The organism is Acidovorax sacchari (assembly GCF_042847045.1).
Taxonomy (GTDB): domain Bacteria; phylum Pseudomonadota; class Gammaproteobacteria; order Burkholderiales; family Burkholderiaceae_C; genus Paracidovorax; species Paracidovorax sacchari.
Genome location: NZ_AP035783.1, coordinates 2,502,593 through 2,518,349, shown reverse-complemented (window position 1 = coordinate 2,518,349; position 15,757 = coordinate 2,502,593). Strand labels below are relative to the sequence as shown.

The following is a 15,757-nucleotide window of genomic DNA, read 5'->3' as shown; positions in this document are numbered from 1 at the left end:
CGTGTTCTAGTCGAGTTGGATGTTGCCTTTGCGCACTACCTCGCCCCACTTTGCATCTTCCTTTTTCAGGAAGGCGGCGAACTCGGCCGGCGTGGAGCCGATGGGCTGCGCGCCCAGGTCGCTCAGGCGCTGGCGCACCTCGTCTTCCTTCAGCACTTCGGTCAGTGCCTGCTGCAACTGCGCGGCAACGGGCGCGGGCGTGCCGGCGGGCAGGAACACGCCGTTCCATTCGTAGGCCTCGTAGCCGGGGATCACCGTCTCGGCCACGGTGGGCACGTCGGGCAGGCGCCTGGAGCGCTCGGGAGCGGACACGGCCAGCGCGCGCAGCTTGCCGCCCGCGACCAGCGGATAGGAGGCCGCCACGGTGCTGAACATGAAGTCCACCTGCCCGCCCATCACGTCGGCGATCGCGGGGCCGCCGCTCTTGTAGGGCACGTGCACCATGTCGAGCTGCAGTTTCTGGCGGAACAGCTCCGAGGCCAGGCGCTGCACCGTGCCGCTGCCGCCGGAGGCGAAGTTGAGCTTGCCCGGCTGCGCCTTGGCCCGGGCGATCAGGTCGTTCACAGTCTTGAGGGGCGAATCGGCCTTCACGATGAGCACGTTGGGCGCCAGCAGCACCAGCGACAGCGGCTGGAGCGCGCTGGCCGCATACGGCATCCTGGGGAACAGGTGCGGATTGATGGAGTACGGCGTGGCGTCGTACAGCATGGTGTAGCCGTCGGCCTGCGCCTTGGCCACGAAGCTCGCGCCGATGGTGCCGCTGGCGCCCGGCTTGTTGTCCACGATCACGCTGCCGCCCAGCCTGGCGCCCATGCGCGTGGCGATCACGCGCGCCACCGCATCGGCGGCGCCTCCCGGGGCATAGGGCACGACGATGGTGATGGGGCGCTCCGGGAAGGCGGCGTGGGCCAGTCCGGCGGCCAGGGCGATGGCCGCGACGAGGGGTTTGATGAAACGGTGCATGGGGTCTCCTTGGGTTTTCAATCAACGGAAAGAGGTGTCCCGATGCGGTGGCAGCGGGCGCAGGCAGTGCGCGGCTACTCCGCCTTCAGGTCCAGATCACGGGCGATCTGCGTGTAGGTGGCGACTTCGCGCTCCACCTGCGCGGTGAAGGCCTTGCCGCAGGTGGAGTCCGCGTCGAGCCCCAGGCCGCGCAGCTTCTCGGCAGCAGCGGCGCTGCCTGCGAATTCGCGCGCCACCTTTTCCAGTTGCAGCGCGACGGGCTCGGGGAGGCCGGCTGGCGCCAGCACGCCGTACCACGCATCGGCGGAGTAGTTGCCGCCGCCGGCTTCGGCGAAGGTGGGCACGTCCGGCAGCAGCGACGACCGCCGGGGCGACGCCACGGCCAGCGCCGCCAGCTTGCCACTGCGAATCTGCGGCAGCACCGAGCCCAGCGTGGCGAACGAGCTGTCGAGCTGACCACCCATCAGGTCGGTGACCACGGGCGCGGCTCCCTTGTAAGGCACGTGGTTGAGTTTCAGGCCATTGGCCCGCGCGAACATCTCGGTGGCGAAGTGGCCCGAGCTGCCCACGCCCGCGGTGCCCGCCGTGAGGCGGCCCGGTTCCTGGCGGGCGCGGGCCATGTAGTCGGCCAGCGTCTTCACCGGCAGGCCCTGCCCCACCACCAGCACCGTGGGGCTGGTGGCCACGGTGCACAGCGGCCTGAAGGACTTGACCGCATCGAACTTCACCCGGCCGCTGTAGAGCCCCGGGATCATCGTGTGGTTGGTGGCACCGAAGAGCAGTGTGTAGCCGTCCGCCGGCGCGCTGGCCACCGCCTGCGCGGCCAGGATCGTGTTGGCGCCGGGCTTGTTGTCGATGATGAACGGCTGGCCCAGCGTGCGGCTGGCATGGTCGGCGAAGGCGCGCGCCACCACGTCGGTGGGGCCGCCGGCCGCGAAGCCGACCACCAGCCTGACGGGCTTGGCGGGATAGACCTGCGCCTGCGCCTGGGCCGTGGCGGCGAATGCCCAGGCGGCGAACACACCAGCGGCAAGAATGCGCGAGGTCTTGAAGGAGGAGAGGTACATGGCGGTATCCAGCGCGTCAGGGCAGCAGCGCAAAGCGGTCGCGCTGGGCCAGCGAGCATTCGTTCATCACCGTGAGCGTGCGCTCGACCGTCGGCTCGCCCACCACGAAGGGATTGGGACCGGTGCCGCCCACCTCGCGCAGCCGGGCCAGCCTGCCCTGGGAGCCGTCCACGCGCGAATGGTTGGACAGCATCACGTCGATGCCTTCGGTGCGCGCCACCTGCGCCATGCGCTGCGTGGAGCGGCCATAGGCCTCCATGCGCGGAATGTCGGCACCGAAATTGAAGCCGGTGCCACCCCACAGCAGAACGCGGTGCCTGCGGCCCAGCCAGGTGACGTCGAACACCGGCGAGAGCGTGCCCCAGGTGTGGCCCGGCGTCATGTACAGCGTCAGGCTCGTGCCACCCAGCGTCAGGCGGTCTCCATCCCTGACCGTGATATCGCGCCGCGGCGGCGCGCCCCAGACGGCCGCGCGGAACTCCAGCCCCGTCTCCATCATGGTCCAGTCCGTGTCGCTCATCACCACGCGGGCACCGTACTTGTGCGCCAGGTAGGGCGCACCGCCGTAGTGGTCGCCATGGCCGTGGGTGACCACGATGTAGCGGATGCGCGCCGGATCCAGTCCCAGCTTGCGCAGGCCGCCCTCGATCAGCGCGGCGGCCTCGGCCTCGTTGTTGAGCGCATCGATCAGGATGATGCCCTCGGGCGTGTCGATGGCCCAGGCACTGGCCCAGTCGCCGCCCACAAAGTAGAGGTTGTCGAAGGCACGGCCGGGCGGCGGTGCCGGACGGTCGATGAGGGCTCGCAGCCCGTGGTCGGCATCCTCGCCCTGCCCCGGCCGGACGGCGGGCACGGGCTTGCACAGCTTCAGCACCTCGCCCAGGTCGCTGCCTGCGGCGCGCGTGGCCGCTGCGACATGGGCCGCAATGCTGGCCTCGGATGGCCGCTGCGCGGCCGGCGGCGAACTGCCGCAGCCCCACAGGGCGGCAGCGAGTGCTCCGGCGAGCAGTCCGCGGGAAAGTCGGTGGATCATGGTCTTGTCTCCTGGCCGGGCCGATGCGCTCACTGCTTGTCGATGCTCACCCTGGCGGCCACGGCTTCCCACAGCTGGCCATCGGCCTGGAGCTTGTCGCTGAACGCCTTGCCGCTCACCACGCGGGGCACCGCGCCCAGATCGTCGGCAAACGCCTGCACGTCGCTGCTGGCCATGGCCGTGGCGATCTCGCTGCGGAGCTTTTCCAGCACGGGGCCGGGCGTACCGCGCGGAGCCCACAGCCCCGTGAAGTTGACGACCTTGTAGCCCGGCACGCCGGCCTGCGCGAAGGTGGGCACGTCGGGCAGCGCCTTGAGGCGCTGGTCGCCGCTCACGGCCAGCAGCCGCACCTTGCCACCCCGCACCTGCCCCATCACGCCGGGGGTGGAGGCGATCTGGAAGTCGATGGTGCCGCTCAGCAGCGCCATCGTGGCCTCGCCCGCGCCCTTGAATGGCACGTGCGTGGCTTTCAACCCGCTGGCGCCCTCCAGTGCCGCGGTGGCGAAGTGCGGCATGGTGCCGGCGCCGCCGGTGCCGTAGTTCAGCTTGCCGGGATGGGCCTGCGAATAAGCCACCATCTCGCCCAGCGTCTTGAATGGCGAGCCGGCCGCCACCACCACCGCGGTGGGTGCGAAATTGAAGCCGGCCACGGGCACGAGGTCCTGCGCATGGTCCCAGGGCAGCTTCCTGAAGACCTGCGGGAGGATCGAGTAGGTCGTGTCGTTGGCCATGAGCGTGTAGCCGTCGCCAGGCGAACGTGCCACCTGCGCCGCACCGATGGTGCCGGTGGCACCGGCCTTGTTCTCCACGAAAAAGCTCTGGCCGGTCTGCTCGGTCAGCTTCTGCGCGATGCGGCGGGTCACCTGGTCCACGGCACCGCCTGGCGGATAGGGCACCACGATCTTGACGGGCTTGTCGGGATAGGCCTGTTGCGCCTGCACGCCCATGGCGGTGCAGGCCAGCACGAGCGCGGCGGCCAGGGGGAATGTCATGCGGGTCATGGGGATCTGTCTCCTTCGGTGTGTGAGGCGAACGCGCGTGGCGGCTTCAGTCCATGCGGATGCCGCCCGTGCGTATCACCCGGGCCCACTGCGCGGTTTCCGATTGCACGAACGCCTTGAACTCCTGCGCGCTGGACCCGACGCCCTGCACACCCAGTTCCGCGAAGCGCTTCTTCATTTCGGGGCTGGCGACGACCGAGCGGGTTTCCGTCTCCAGGCGCTGCAGGATGGGCTGGGGCGTTCCTGCGGGCGCGAACAGGCCGTTCCACTCATTGACCTGGAAGCCCGGCAGGCCGGACTCGGCCACCGTGGGCACCTGCTCCCAGCCCGGCGCGCGCTGGGCCGAGGTCACGGCGAGCGCTCGCAGCTTGCCGCTCCTGACGAACGGGCCGCTGGCCGTGGTGGCGCTGAACATCAGATCCACCTGGCCGCCGATCAGGTCGGTGAGCGCGGGCGCGCCGCCGCGGTAGGGAATGTGCGTCATCGACACATGGGCGCCCTGCTTGAACAGTTCGCCGGCCAGATGCTGCGCGCCGCCATTGCCGGCCGAGGCATAGGTCAGCAGGCCCGGCTTCGCCTTGGCGGCCTGCACCACGTCGGCCACGGCCTTGAAGGGCGACGCGGCGGGCACCACCATCAGCAGCGGCGCCTGCATGACGAGCGAGATGGGGGCGAAGTCCTTGGCCGTGTCGTAAGGCAGCTTGGCGAACAGGCTCGGATTGACGGTGAAGGCCGTGGCGTCCAGCAGCAGCGTGTAGCCGTCGGGCTGCGCCTTGGCGACGGCCGCCGCGCCGATGGTGCCGCTGCCGCCGGGGCGGTTGTCCACCACGACCTGCTGGCCCAGGCGCTCGGACAGCTGCGTGGCCAGCAGGCGTGCCGTGTTGTCGGCGTTGCCGCCCGCCGGGTACGGCACGACGAGCTTGATGGGTTTGTCGGGCCACGCGCCCTGCGGCTGGGCCTGCACCGCCTGCGGGCTGGCGGCGCCGAATGCGACAGTGATGGCAGCCAGTGCCTGCACGGCAAGCGCTGCAGGCCATCTCGGATGGATTCTTGAATGCATGGATGTCTCCGGTCCAGGGCTGCGCAAGGCCGCCTCTTCGTGTTTTCGTTCTGCTCCGGGGCCGGACACGGGCCCGGCCCCGGATCGGGCGCGCACCTGCGGCGCGCCCTCCTGTCACCGCCGGTCTTTCGCCGGTCAGCCCGCCATGGCCGGAGCACGCTCCAGCACGGCCAGCAGGTTCTTCGCCGCGCCCACGCCCATGTTCACATAGGCATCGCTGGTCACTCCGCCGATGTGCGGCGAGAGGACGAAGTGCTTCTCTCCCTGGAACGGGTGGCCGGCGGTCATCGGCTCCACGGCGAAGCTGTCCAGGCCCGCCGCCATCACATGACGGGAACGCACGGCCTCCAGCAGCGCCGCCTCGTCGATCAGGCCGCCGCGCGCGGTGTTCACCACGATCACGCCGCGCTTGCACTGCGCCAGCGTGGCCGCGTTCAGCATGCCGCGGTTCTCGTCGGTCAGCGGGCAATGCAGCGAAATCGCATCCGACTCGCGCCAGATGGATTCGAGCGACACGCTCTGCACGTAGTCCGGCAGGTTCTTCGCGAACGGATCGAAGCCGATCACCCGCATGCCGAGCGCATCGGCCATCTTCGCGAAGCGCAGGCCGATGGCGCCCAGGCCCACCAGGCCCACGGTGCGGCCGCCCAGCTCCAGGCTCTTGTGCGTGGCCTTGTCCCAGTGGCCGGCATGCATGCGCGCATCCAGCTCCACCACCGACTTGGCGCAGGCCAGCAGCAGCGCCAGCGCCTGCTCGGCGACCGCGGCGGCGTTGGCACCCACGGCGGCCACCACCTCGATGCCGCGCGCTTTCGCCGCGACCTTGTCGATGGTGTCGGTGCCGCTGCCGTGCTTGGAGATCACCTTGAGCGACGGCGCCGCGTCCATCACGGCCGCGCCCACCTTGCCGTAGCGCACGATCATGGCTACCGGGTCATGCTGGCGGCACAGCGCCACGAGGTCGTCCTCGGTGGGCGTCTTGCCGGCATAGACGATCTCGAAACCCTCGAGCAGATCCAGGGCCTGTTGCGCCAGGTCGGCGCCGGTGATGATGATGGTACGGGCGCTCACAGCGTTTCCCCTTCCTTGAGCACGCCGGCGGCGCGCAGTGCGGCCGGCAGCCACTTCGATGCCGTGTCGCCGCGGGCGATGGCCTCGATGCGTGCGGCCTCGTCGGCCACCTTCTTGTCGGCCAGGGCCATCATGGCGGGGGCCTTGGCGCGCTCGATCACCACCACGCCGTCGGCATCGCCCACCACCAGGTCGCCCGGGTTCACCACGGCGCCGCCGGCGGAGATGGGGTGGTTGATTCGGCCGGGCACGAACTTGGTGGGCCCGGCAGGATTGAAGCCCGCGCTGAACACGGGGAAGTCGAGTTCCAGGATCTCCAGCTTGTCGCGGATCGCGCCATCGACGATCACGCCGGCCAGGCCGATCTTCTTGCAGGCGCTGAGCATCAGCGTGCCCATCAGCGCGGCGGTCTGGTCGCCCTTGCCATCGATCACCAGCACGTCGCCGGGCCTGGCCAGAGCGATGGCCGCGTGGATCATGAGGTTGTCGCCGGGGCGCACCTCGACGGTGAAGGCCGGGCCCGCCACCTTCATGTCCTGCTGCACGGGGGACACGCGGGCGTGCATGGTGCCGCGGCGGCCGGCCACGTCGGCCAGGATGGCGGCCTGGAAGGTCGCGGCTTTGGCGACGACGTCGGCGCTCACGCGCTCGATGTCGCGGATGACTTCGGGGAGTTGGCTCATAGTGGTTGTTTCCAATGCGATGGAGAAAGAGGAGAAGAAAAAAGAGCGCGGGAGGAACGGCTGCGGCTTCAATCGGCCTTGATGTTTCCGTCCTTGATGACCTTCGCCCACTTGGCGGAATCGGCCTTCTGCAGATCGCCCAGCTGCTTGGGCGTGCCGCCGACCAGCGTCACACCCAGCTTGTCGGCCAGGGCCACGACAGCCGGATCTTTCAGAACCTTGTTGATTTCCTGGTTGAGGCGCTGCACCACGGCGGCGGGCGTTCTGGCAGGCGCGAACACGCCCTGCCACTGCTCGACCACGAAATCCTTCATGCCGGCCTCCCCCATGGTGGGGACGGCGGGCAGCGCCTGGAGCCGCTGCGCGGAGGTGACGGCGAGCGCGCGCAGCTTGCCGGCCTGCACGTGCGGCAGCGCGGCGGCCGCGGGCGCGAACATGAATTGCACCTGGCCGGCCAGTGTGTCCTGCAGGGCAGGCGTGTCGCCCTTGTAAGGCACATGGATGAAGCGCGCGCCGGTCTGCTGCTGCAGCAGTTCACCCTGCATCTGCAGGATGGTGCCGTTGCCGCCGGACGCATAGGCCAGCTGGCCGGGCTGCGCCTTGGCCGCGGCCACGAGGTCGGCCACGGTCTTGAAGGGCTGGTCCGCGTTCACGACCAGGATGTGCGGGATGGTGCCGATCGTCACCACCGGCTCGAAGCCGGAAATCGGATCGTATGGCAGTTTGCCCAGGAGGTGCGGCGCGATGGCCTGCGGGCCGATCGTGGTGCCGAGCAGCGTGGTGCCATCGGGGGCGGCCTTGGCCACGAAGGCGGCGCCGATGGTGCCGGTGGCGCCGGCCCGGTTGTCCACGATCACGTTGGTGTTCAGGGCCGGGCCCAGTCGCTGCGCCACGTTGCGGCCCAGCACGTCGGTGCCGCCGCCCGGCGGGTACGGCACGACCCAGGTGATGATCTTGCCGGCGGGCCAGTCGGATTGCGCGATCGCGGGCCGGGGCGCCGCGGCCAGGGAGCCGAGCAGCAGCGCGCCCGCGGAGGCGATCAGGCTGCGGCGGCCGATGCCGGCGGCACCCGCGGGAGACGTCGATGGATGAAGGGAGTCGGTCATGGCTTGTCTCTTTGTGGTTGTTGTGAAGGGAATTCAGGGCGCGGCCTGCACGGGGGAGAAACCGTAGAGAGCCGCCGGGTTGTCCACCAGCACGCGCTGCAGCGCGGCGCGATCGCCCGCCTGCCGCGCCCAGTCGGCCAGGCGGTCCACCTGCAGCGCGTCGTCGGGCAGCGGCTGAACGCCGGCCGTGGCCGTGGCGTGGGGCCAGTCGCTGCCCCAGACCACGCGCTCCGGCGCCGCGCGCAGGTAGCCGGCGGCCAGCGCGTCCAGCGCCGGGTCGTCCACCGCATGCCGTTCGCTCACGATGTAGCCGCCGGACAGCTTCACCCAGGCGCGCCCGTCCTGCAGCAGCTCCAGCAGCAGCGCATGGGCGGGGTGGCGGCCGGCGAGCGCGGGCGCAATGCGTCCGAAGTGATCGAACACCAGCGGCACCGGCAGCTGGCGCAGCACGCCCGCCTGTTCGACCAGCAGGTCCGGTGCCATCAGCAGTTGCAGATGCCAGCCGAGCGGCGCGATGCGCCGCGCCAGCGGCAGCAGCGAATCCACCGTGCCGGCCACGCCCAGCGACAGGTTGAGCCGCACGCCGCGCACACCCGCCTCGTGCAGGCGCAGCAGTTCGGCATCGCTCTCCTGGCCGCCGATCACCGCCACACCGCGCGCATCGGCCCCGAATGCCGCCAGTCCTTCCAGCATGCAGCGGTTGTCGGTTCCGTAGGTGGAGGGCGTGACCAGCACGGCGCGCGTGGTGCCGATGCGCCGCTGCAGCGCGCGCAGGTCTTCCACGCACGCGTCCGGCGGCCGCAGGCGGGCCGCGGGGTGGGCCGGAAAGCGGCTGTCATACAGGTGGACGTGGCAGTCGCAGGCGCCCGCAGGCACCGGCGTACGGGGCGCGGCGGTGCCGGCCGAGAAGCGCACGGTCGTGGCGGGGCTGTCGTCGCGGGCCATGGCGAGCGTCATGCGTCAGCGTCGGATTGCGGCGGACGGAATCAGTCGAGGCTGGCGCCGGAATCCTTGACGATCTTGGCCCAGCGGGGCACTTCGGCCTTGAGCAGCGCGCTGAATTTCTCGGGCGTGCCGCCCAGCACGTCGCCGCCCTCGGACTTCAGCTTCTCGGCCACGTCCGGCTGGGCGAGCGCCTGGTTGATGGCCTTGTTGAGCGTCTGGATGATCGGCGCGGGGGTGCCCGCGGGCGCCAGCACGCCGAACCACGATGCAGCCTCGAAATCCTTGTAACCGGACTCGGCCAGCGTGGGCGTGTCCGGCAGCTGGGCCGAGCGCTTGAGGGAGGTGATCGCCACCGCGCGCAGCTTGCCGTTGCGCACCTGGCCGAGAAGCGTGGGCACCGCCGACATGTACAGGTCGATCTGCCCGCCCACCAGGTCGGTCATGGCCTGCGAGGCGCCCTTGTAGGGCACGTGGCGCAGCTTGATGCCGGCGGCGTTCTCGGCCAGTTCTCCGGCCAGGTGGGCCACGGTGCCGTTCCCGGAGTAGCCCAGCGTGATGCCGTCGGGCTTGCCCTTGGCGGCGGCCACCACGTCGGCGAAGGTCTTGTAGGGCGAATTGGCGGGCGCTGCCATCACGATCGGCGCGGACGACACCAGCGCCACCGGAACCAGGTCCTTGAGCGGGTCGTAGGGCAGCTTGGCGTAGAGCGAGGGATTGATGGCCAGGTTGCTGGTCTGGCCCATGACGAGCGTGTAGCCGTCCGGCGCGGCCTTGGCCGCAGCGTCCACGCCCAGGTTGCCGCCGGCGCCGGGGCGGTTGTCCACCACCACGTTCCACTTGTGCTGGTCGGTGAGCTTCTGCGCCACGGTGCGCGCGATCATGTCCGTACCGCCGCCCGGCGGGAACGGCACGATGAGGCGGATGGGCTTGCTGGGATAGGCGGCCTGGGCGTGCACGCCGCCGGCGCTCAGGGCGGCGGTGGCGGCCAGGGCCAGCAGCAGGGCGCCGCGGCGCGGCAGGGCAAGGCGGGAAGCCGGAAGGTAAGGCATGTCGGTTGTCTCCGTTGTGTTTGTCGGCCCGGCGCCGTGGCGGTGAAGGCCCGGCGTGATGCGACTTTAGAAAAACGTTTCGCTGCATACAATGATGTTTCGCACAATGCAACGCATACTGCCATGAGCAACCCTTCCCGCACCCGACCCCGGCCCATCTCCGCCGCTCCGCCCCCCTCCCCTTCGCCCGCATCCACTCCGCAGGCATCGCCCTCCGACGCCGGCGGCGCCGAGCCGCCCGCCACCGCCCGCGACGGCGGCGTCACCGCCGTCACGCGCGCATTGCAGGTGCTCGCGGCCTTCGCCGTGGGGGAATCCCGGTTGTCTCTCGCCGAACTGAGCCGGCGCTGCGCGCTGCACAAGACCACGGTGCTGCGGCTCGCGCGCACGCTGGCGCAGTCCGGGTACCTGGTGCAGCGCGAGGACGGCGACTGGCGGCTGGGGCCCGCCGCGGGCTGGCTGGGCGCGCGCTACCAGGCGGGCTTCGACGTGCAGAACGTGCTGGAGCCGGCGCTGCGCGCCCTCACGCAGGCCACCGGAGAGAGCGCGGCCTTCTATGTGCGGGAAGGCGAGGTGCGCACCTGCCTCGTGCGCGTGGAAGGCCCCCAGGCCCTGCGGCACCATGCCCGCATGGGCGAAGGCCTTCCGCTGGACCGGGGATCGCCGGGCCGCGTGATCCTGGCCTTCTCCGGCGCTCCCGGCACCGAGTACGAACGCATCCGCCAGCGCGGATACCACTGGTCCATCGGAGAGCGCGAACAGGGCGTGGCCACGGTCTCCGCACCGGTGTTCGGGATGCACTGGCGGCTGCTGGGCTCGGTGTGCATCTCGGGGCCCGCATCGCGGCTGCAGGCGGAAAAGCTCGAGGCGCTTGCGCAGACCGTGGTCGCGGCGGCCAACCAGCTGTCGTACGCGCTGGCCGGCAGCGCGGCAGCGCCCGGGGGCACCGGCGTGCGCGCCAGCCACTGGCATCCGTGATACCGTTTTCGCTCACCGCCCATTCGAACGACGACAGGAGACGACCACAGTGAGCCGCTACCCCCTTCCCGAACTGAACACGCTGCCCGAGGACATCCAGGCCCGCATCCTCGAAGTGCAGGAAAAGGCCGGTTTCATCCCGAACGTGTTCCTGGCCTTCGCGCGCCGGCCCGCCGAATGGCGCGCCTTCTTCGCCTACCACGACGCGCTGATGCTCAAGGAGGAAGGCTCGCTCACCAAGGGCGACCGCGAGATGATCGTCACCGCCACCAGCGCGGCCAACCAGTGCCTCTACTGCGTCGTGGCCCACGGCGCGCTGCTGCGCATCTACGAGAAAAAGCCCTTCGTGGCCGACCAGGTGGCCGTGAACCACCGCAAGGCCGACATCACGCCGCGCCAGCGCGCCATGCTCGACTTCGCCATGAAGGTCTGCCAGCAGTCGCAGGCGATCGGCGAGGACGACTTCGCCGCGCTGCACGCCCACGGCTTCGACGACGAGGACATCTGGGACATCGCCGCCATCACGGCCTTCTTCGGGCTCTCCAATCGCATGGCCAGCTTCGCGGGCATGCAGCCCAATCCGGAGTTCTACCTGATGGGGCGGGTGCCTCGGCAGCGCTGACGAAGGACATTGACCGGACGGGCCTGGCTCATCCATACTGGCTGCACGACGGGACTCGAAGAATTCCCGCGTGCAAGACCTGCATATCGAGGGAGGAAAACCATGGAACCCGTGCTTCATCGCACACGGGCGGCGTTGCCATCGCTCGCCGCCATCGCCGCCATCGCCGCCATCGTCGCCGGCACCACCACAGCGCCCGCATGGGCCCAGGCCGATCCGGCCACGGCCAGGGACTTCGAAAACCCCCCACTGCTGGAGCTCCAGCGCAAGGCGCCCCAGGCCGTCGTGCTGCAGGAGCCGCCTGCCGGCGGACAGGCCGCCGGCACAGCCACGAGGGCCCTGCGGCTCAAGCCGTTCTCGAACGTCCTGAACGCGGCCTCGCTGTCGCCGTCGCATGAGGCGTCGCTCGACCTGAACGTCGTCTACACCGAGGGCACCCTCTGGAATCCGGCCACGCAGCGCAGCGACCGGGTCAGGCTGCGCAGCTACCAGGGCTCGAGCGTGAATCCCCGAACGCCGTTCGTCTCGCCGATGCTGGAGGTCCGTCCAGGCGACACCATCCGCATGCGGCTCCACAACCGGTTGCCGCCCGATGCCGGCTGCATCCAGCCGCAGGATGGCGTCAACACGCCCCACTGCTTCAACGGCACCAACCTGCATACCCACGGCCTGTGGGTCAATCCTGCGGGCAACGGCGACAACGTGCTCATCTCGATCAATCCGGGGGTGAGCTTCGAGTACGAATACAACATTCCGTCGGACCACCCTGCGGGCACCTATTGGTACCACACCCACCGGCACGGCTCGACCGCGCTGCAGGTCGCCAGCGGCATGGCGGGCGCGCTCGTCGTCCGCGGCAACCGCCTCCCGGCCCCCGGGAAGAACGGCGACCTGGACACGCTGCTGCGCTCCACGCCCCGGCAGTCGTTCCGCGAGCGGGTACTGGTGTTCCAGCAGATCCAGTACGCCTGCCGCGACCAGAACGACTACATCAAACGCAACGCGGATGGCAGCTACCGCTGCGATCCGGGCGACGTGGGCGGCATCGAGCATTACGCGGCCGTCGGCCCCGGGGACGTGGCGCAGTTCGGCCCGAAAACCTGGGAGAAATCCGGCCGCTATACCAGCATCAATGGCGAGGTGCTGCCCACGTTCCGGAATGCGCGGGCCGGCCAGATCGAGCGCTGGCGCGCCATCCATGGCGGCGTGCGCGACACCATCAACCTGCAGTTCCGCAAGATGCGTTCCGGAGCACCCACCGCCGAGGGCCTGAAGCCCGGCGAGCAGGACGCCTACATCGCGCAGTACTGCACGGGCGCCCCCCTTGCCCAGCACCTGGTCGCGGCCGACGGCTTGACGACCGCAGCGGCCATGCCGTCGAAGGAAACCGTCTACCAGCCCGGTTACCGCTGGGACACGCTCATGGTCTTTCCCGAGCCGGGCGACTACTGCGTGATCAATGCGGCCGCGCCGCCGTCGGCCAGCGTGAACCAGCGCACGCCCTCACGCCAGCTGCTGGCGACGGTACGGGGCGTGGCGCCCGGGAACCCCGTGCCACAGGACATATCGGCCTACCTGGCCCGGGAGCTGGCAGCGGCAGCGGCCGTCAACATGCCTGCGGACGTGCGCCCGGAGGTGGTTTCCGATCTGCGCGAGGGGCTGAAGCTCACAAGCTTCGTGCCCCATCCCGCCATCGGGGATGGCGAAGTCACCGGCACCCAGCTGCTGGCGTTCAACATCGACCTGAACCAGAAGCCGATCCAGTTCCAGGTGAACGGCAAGCCATTCGAGCCCGGCCGCATCGACCGCGTGCTCACCCTGGGCGGCGTCGATGAATGGACCCTCCAGTCGGACCTCGCGAGCCACCCTTTCCATATCCACGTGAACCCGTTCCAGGTGGTCCGCATCATGGATCCAGAGGGCAAGGACGTCTCCCTGCCGGGTGCCAGGGACATCGATCCCTCCGACGGCACGGCCGATCCGCAGTGTCCAGGCCTCAAGGGCGTCTGGAAGGACACGCTCTGGATCAAGAACAGTGCGACCGAGACGCATCCGAAGGGCAAGTACACGGTCATCGTGCGGACGCGCTACCAGCGCTACATCGGGGACTACGTGCTGCATTGCCACATCCTCGACCACGAAGACCAGGGAATGATGCAGCTGGTGCGCGTGGCGCTGCCCGACGGCGCCGGCGGCACCAGCACGGGCCACCGGCATTGAGCCCATCGCCGCGGGTCCGATATGCAGGGAAAAAACGACCCAATGCAAGTACTGCCCGCACGGGGACTGGGTCTTCCTGCCGTGGCGCCGCGGCTTCGTGGACATGTACGAGCGGGCGGCTGCAGTGCTTGCGGGCAACCTGCAGTTCGCCATGCCGCACCGCAACGCGCTCACGGGGCCCTATGCGCTCACGGACGGTCTCGTCGGGCCCGATGTGATCCGCCAGATCTATTCGGAAATCAGCGGCCCGGTCGACCGGGAGCGCCTCGCCAATTTCTCGGCACTCTTCGATCCGGCAGCGCGGGAAGCGCCGCTCTGGCGCCGGTCCGCCACCCGTGACCCTCCGTCCGCGCGTGCCGTGGCCCCCGGAAGGCAACACCCGCACCGCATCCCCTACGCCCTCACACCCAGGCCACCTCCATGACTTCCCAGACGAATTCCCACGCACGCAACGCATCGGCATCCTGGTGTTTCCTGATTTCGAACCGCTTGATGTCTGGGGCTTCATCGAGGCGTTCTCCATAGCCCGCTTCATCGGCACCGGCTACAGCCAGCCGCCAGGGCCGTGCCCTTTCGAAATCCTGCTGATTTCCAACGAATGCCGATCCGCAGCAGGCGGCACGCCCGCTCCCGTGCGAAGCTTCAACGGTCCACGCGTGGTGCCGGACCGGTCCCGCGACGAGGCGCTGGAGCAGCCGCCGGACCTGCTGATGGTGCCTGGAGGCCGGGGCGTGAACCACCTGCTGGATGGTGGCGGCACGGAGGAACTGGCGCAGTTGCTGGACTGGCTCCGCGCCATGGATGGCCGGGTATCCGTTCTCGCCTCCGTCTGCACCGGAGCGGCCCTGCTGGCCAAAGCGGGGTTGCTGGACGGACAGCCGGCCACCACGAACCAGCAGGCATTCGGCTGGGTGGCCGGCTTCGGCCCCGGGGTGCTTTGGGACAACACATCGCGCTGGGTGGATGCGGGCCACCATGTCACCTCGGCCGGCGTCTCCGCCGGCACCGACATGGCCTGGCACCTCGTGTCCCGGCTCGCAGGCCGCGCGGTAGCCGAAACCGCGGCCCTGGTCGCCGAATACGGCTGGCATCGCGGCCCTGGTCGCCGAATACGGCTGGCATCGCGACCCTGCCCAGCCGATCTTCTATCCGCAGCAGGCAACCGTCCCCTCGGCAAACTGACCGCAGGCAGGCATGCCGCGCTCCTCGTGGGATCGCATCCTGCCGCAGCAGCGGTGATCCCCGGTCACTCCCCTGCGCGCAGCAGCCCCCAGAGCATGCGCACCAGTTCATCCTCGAAAGCCGGCTGGCCGAGCAGCGGCGAATTCTCCAGCGATGCGCTGCGGATCGCCCCCATCACCGCGCGGGTGGCCACGAACATCATGGCCGGCGTGGGTGGCCGCACCGAGGCATCGCCGGCCTCCACCAGCCGGGCCAGCGCCATGGCGTTGCGCTCGGCGCCCTCGCGCAGCGCGGCGGTGAAGCGGTCATGCTGGTCCACGCGCCAGCCCAGGCGCACCATGGCGCGCCGCACGCGGGACTGCCCGCCCGTGCCGAAGGCCGATACCAGCAGCCGGACCATGTCCTGCAGCACCTCGCGCACGGGCCGCTGCCGGGCCAGCGCGTCGTCCAGCATCTGCTGCAGTTCGCGCTGCACCCGTTCGCGCTCGCGGTCCACCATCGCCAGCAGCACGGATTCCCGGGACGGGAAGTACTGGTAGAGCGTGCCGATGGACACCCCCGCCACCTGGGCGATGCGGTTGGTGGTCAAGGCGGTGTCGCCATCGTTTTCCACAATCTGAGCAGTGGCTCCGAAAATGGCCTCGATGGTCTGCCGCGCGCGCTCCTGGGTGGGCTGGCGCCGCATGCCCACGGGGCTTGCGGAGGGGGATGTTCGTTTCGTGGCCATGGGAAAAAATGTGAGCGCTAGGCGAGTAGCGGACGCGTTCCAAAACTGAA

Annotated in this window: 15 protein-coding genes and 1 pseudogene; 5 read left to right on the top strand and 11 right to left on the bottom strand. The window is 69.7% G+C overall.

The genetic code is table 11. The annotated features are described in order from the left end of the window. Positions 1-6: 6 nt before the first annotated feature. From ACGHC0_RS11430 to ACGHC0_RS11385, 10 genes are all read right to left on the bottom strand, one after another. Positions 7-963, bottom strand: a complete 957-nt coding sequence (locus tag ACGHC0_RS11430) for a Bug family tripartite tricarboxylate transporter substrate binding protein (RefSeq protein ID WP_415268261.1) — start codon at positions 961-963, stop codon at positions 7-9. 74 nt (positions 964-1,037) lie between these two features. Continuing rightward, positions 1,038-2,030 (bottom strand): tripartite tricarboxylate transporter substrate binding protein, encoded by a 993-nt coding sequence (locus tag ACGHC0_RS11425; RefSeq protein WP_368355321.1) that lies wholly within the window; start codon positions 2,028-2,030, stop codon positions 1,038-1,040. A 16-nt stretch (positions 2,031-2,046) separates the two neighbouring features. Beyond that, a complete protein-coding gene (locus ACGHC0_RS11420) occupies positions 2,047-3,063 on the bottom strand; it encodes an MBL fold metallo-hydrolase (RefSeq protein WP_415268260.1) in 1,017 nt (338 codons plus the stop codon). A gap of 29 nt (positions 3,064-3,092) precedes the next feature. Then, a complete protein-coding gene (locus tag ACGHC0_RS11415) occupies positions 3,093-4,064 on the bottom strand; it encodes a Bug family tripartite tricarboxylate transporter substrate binding protein (RefSeq protein WP_368355319.1) in 972 nt (323 codons plus the stop codon). 46 nt (positions 4,065-4,110) lie between these two features. Then, a complete protein-coding gene (locus ACGHC0_RS11410) occupies positions 4,111-5,124 on the bottom strand; it encodes a tripartite tricarboxylate transporter substrate binding protein (protein ID WP_415268259.1) in 1,014 nt (337 codons plus the stop codon). Between the two features lie 135 nt (positions 5,125-5,259). Further along, entirely contained in the window at positions 5,260-6,195 is a 936-nt protein-coding gene (locus ACGHC0_RS11405) for an NAD(P)-dependent oxidoreductase (RefSeq protein ID WP_368355317.1), read from the bottom strand. Continuing rightward, complete coding sequence (locus tag ACGHC0_RS11400; protein ID WP_368355316.1) at positions 6,192-6,878, bottom strand: RraA family protein; 687 nt, start codon at positions 6,876-6,878, stop codon at positions 6,192-6,194. Before ACGHC0_RS11400 ends, ACGHC0_RS11405 begins: the two co-directional genes overlap by 4 nt. A gap of 68 nt (positions 6,879-6,946) precedes the next feature. Continuing rightward, on the bottom strand, positions 6,947-7,984 hold the full coding sequence (locus tag ACGHC0_RS11395; RefSeq protein WP_415268258.1) for a Bug family tripartite tricarboxylate transporter substrate binding protein: 1,038 nt from the start codon (positions 7,982-7,984) through the stop codon (positions 6,947-6,949). A 33-nt stretch (positions 7,985-8,017) separates the two neighbouring features. Then, on the bottom strand, positions 8,018-8,941 hold the full coding sequence (locus ACGHC0_RS11390) for an amidohydrolase family protein (protein ID WP_415268257.1): 924 nt from the start codon (positions 8,939-8,941) through the stop codon (positions 8,018-8,020). A gap of 29 nt (positions 8,942-8,970) precedes the next feature. After that, a complete protein-coding gene (locus ACGHC0_RS11385) occupies positions 8,971-9,978 on the bottom strand; it encodes a Bug family tripartite tricarboxylate transporter substrate binding protein (protein WP_368355313.1) in 1,008 nt (335 codons plus the stop codon). Between the two features lie 123 nt (positions 9,979-10,101). Here ACGHC0_RS11385 and ACGHC0_RS11380 point away from each other — a divergent pair, with 123 nt between their 5' ends. The 5 genes and pseudogenes from ACGHC0_RS11380 to ACGHC0_RS11360 all read left to right on the top strand — a co-directional run. After that, positions 10,102-10,956, top strand: a complete 855-nt coding sequence (locus ACGHC0_RS11380; protein WP_415268256.1) for an IclR family transcriptional regulator — start codon at positions 10,102-10,104, stop codon at positions 10,954-10,956. 49 nt (positions 10,957-11,005) lie between these two features. Beyond that, positions 11,006-11,578, top strand: a complete 573-nt coding sequence (locus ACGHC0_RS11375) for a peroxidase-related enzyme (RefSeq protein WP_107172334.1) — start codon at positions 11,006-11,008, stop codon at positions 11,576-11,578. Positions 11,579-11,680: 102 nt separating this feature from the next. Then, positions 11,681-13,798 carry a multicopper oxidase family protein gene (locus ACGHC0_RS11370; protein WP_415268255.1) on the top strand — a complete coding sequence of 706 codons (2,118 nt, stop codon included), beginning with the start codon at positions 11,681-11,683 and terminating at the stop codon, positions 13,796-13,798. Beyond that, positions 13,794-14,222, top strand: coding sequence for a tyrosinase family protein (locus ACGHC0_RS11365; RefSeq protein WP_415268406.1), 429 nt, complete (start codon positions 13,794-13,796; stop codon positions 14,220-14,222). Before ACGHC0_RS11370 ends, ACGHC0_RS11365 begins: the two co-directional genes overlap by 5 nt. Continuing rightward, a pseudogene (locus ACGHC0_RS11360) lies at positions 14,134-14,766 on the top strand (DJ-1/PfpI family protein); the annotation flags it as partial. The gene ACGHC0_RS11365 and the pseudogene ACGHC0_RS11360, both read left to right, overlap by 89 nt. A gap of 278 nt (positions 14,767-15,044) precedes the next feature. On the opposite strand, the gene ACGHC0_RS11355 reads toward ACGHC0_RS11360, so the two are convergent. Next, positions 15,045-15,707: a TetR/AcrR family transcriptional regulator gene (locus ACGHC0_RS11355; protein WP_368355308.1), complete on the bottom strand. Its 663-nt coding sequence runs from the start codon at positions 15,705-15,707 to the stop codon at positions 15,045-15,047. Positions 15,708-15,757: the final 50 nt, after the last annotated feature.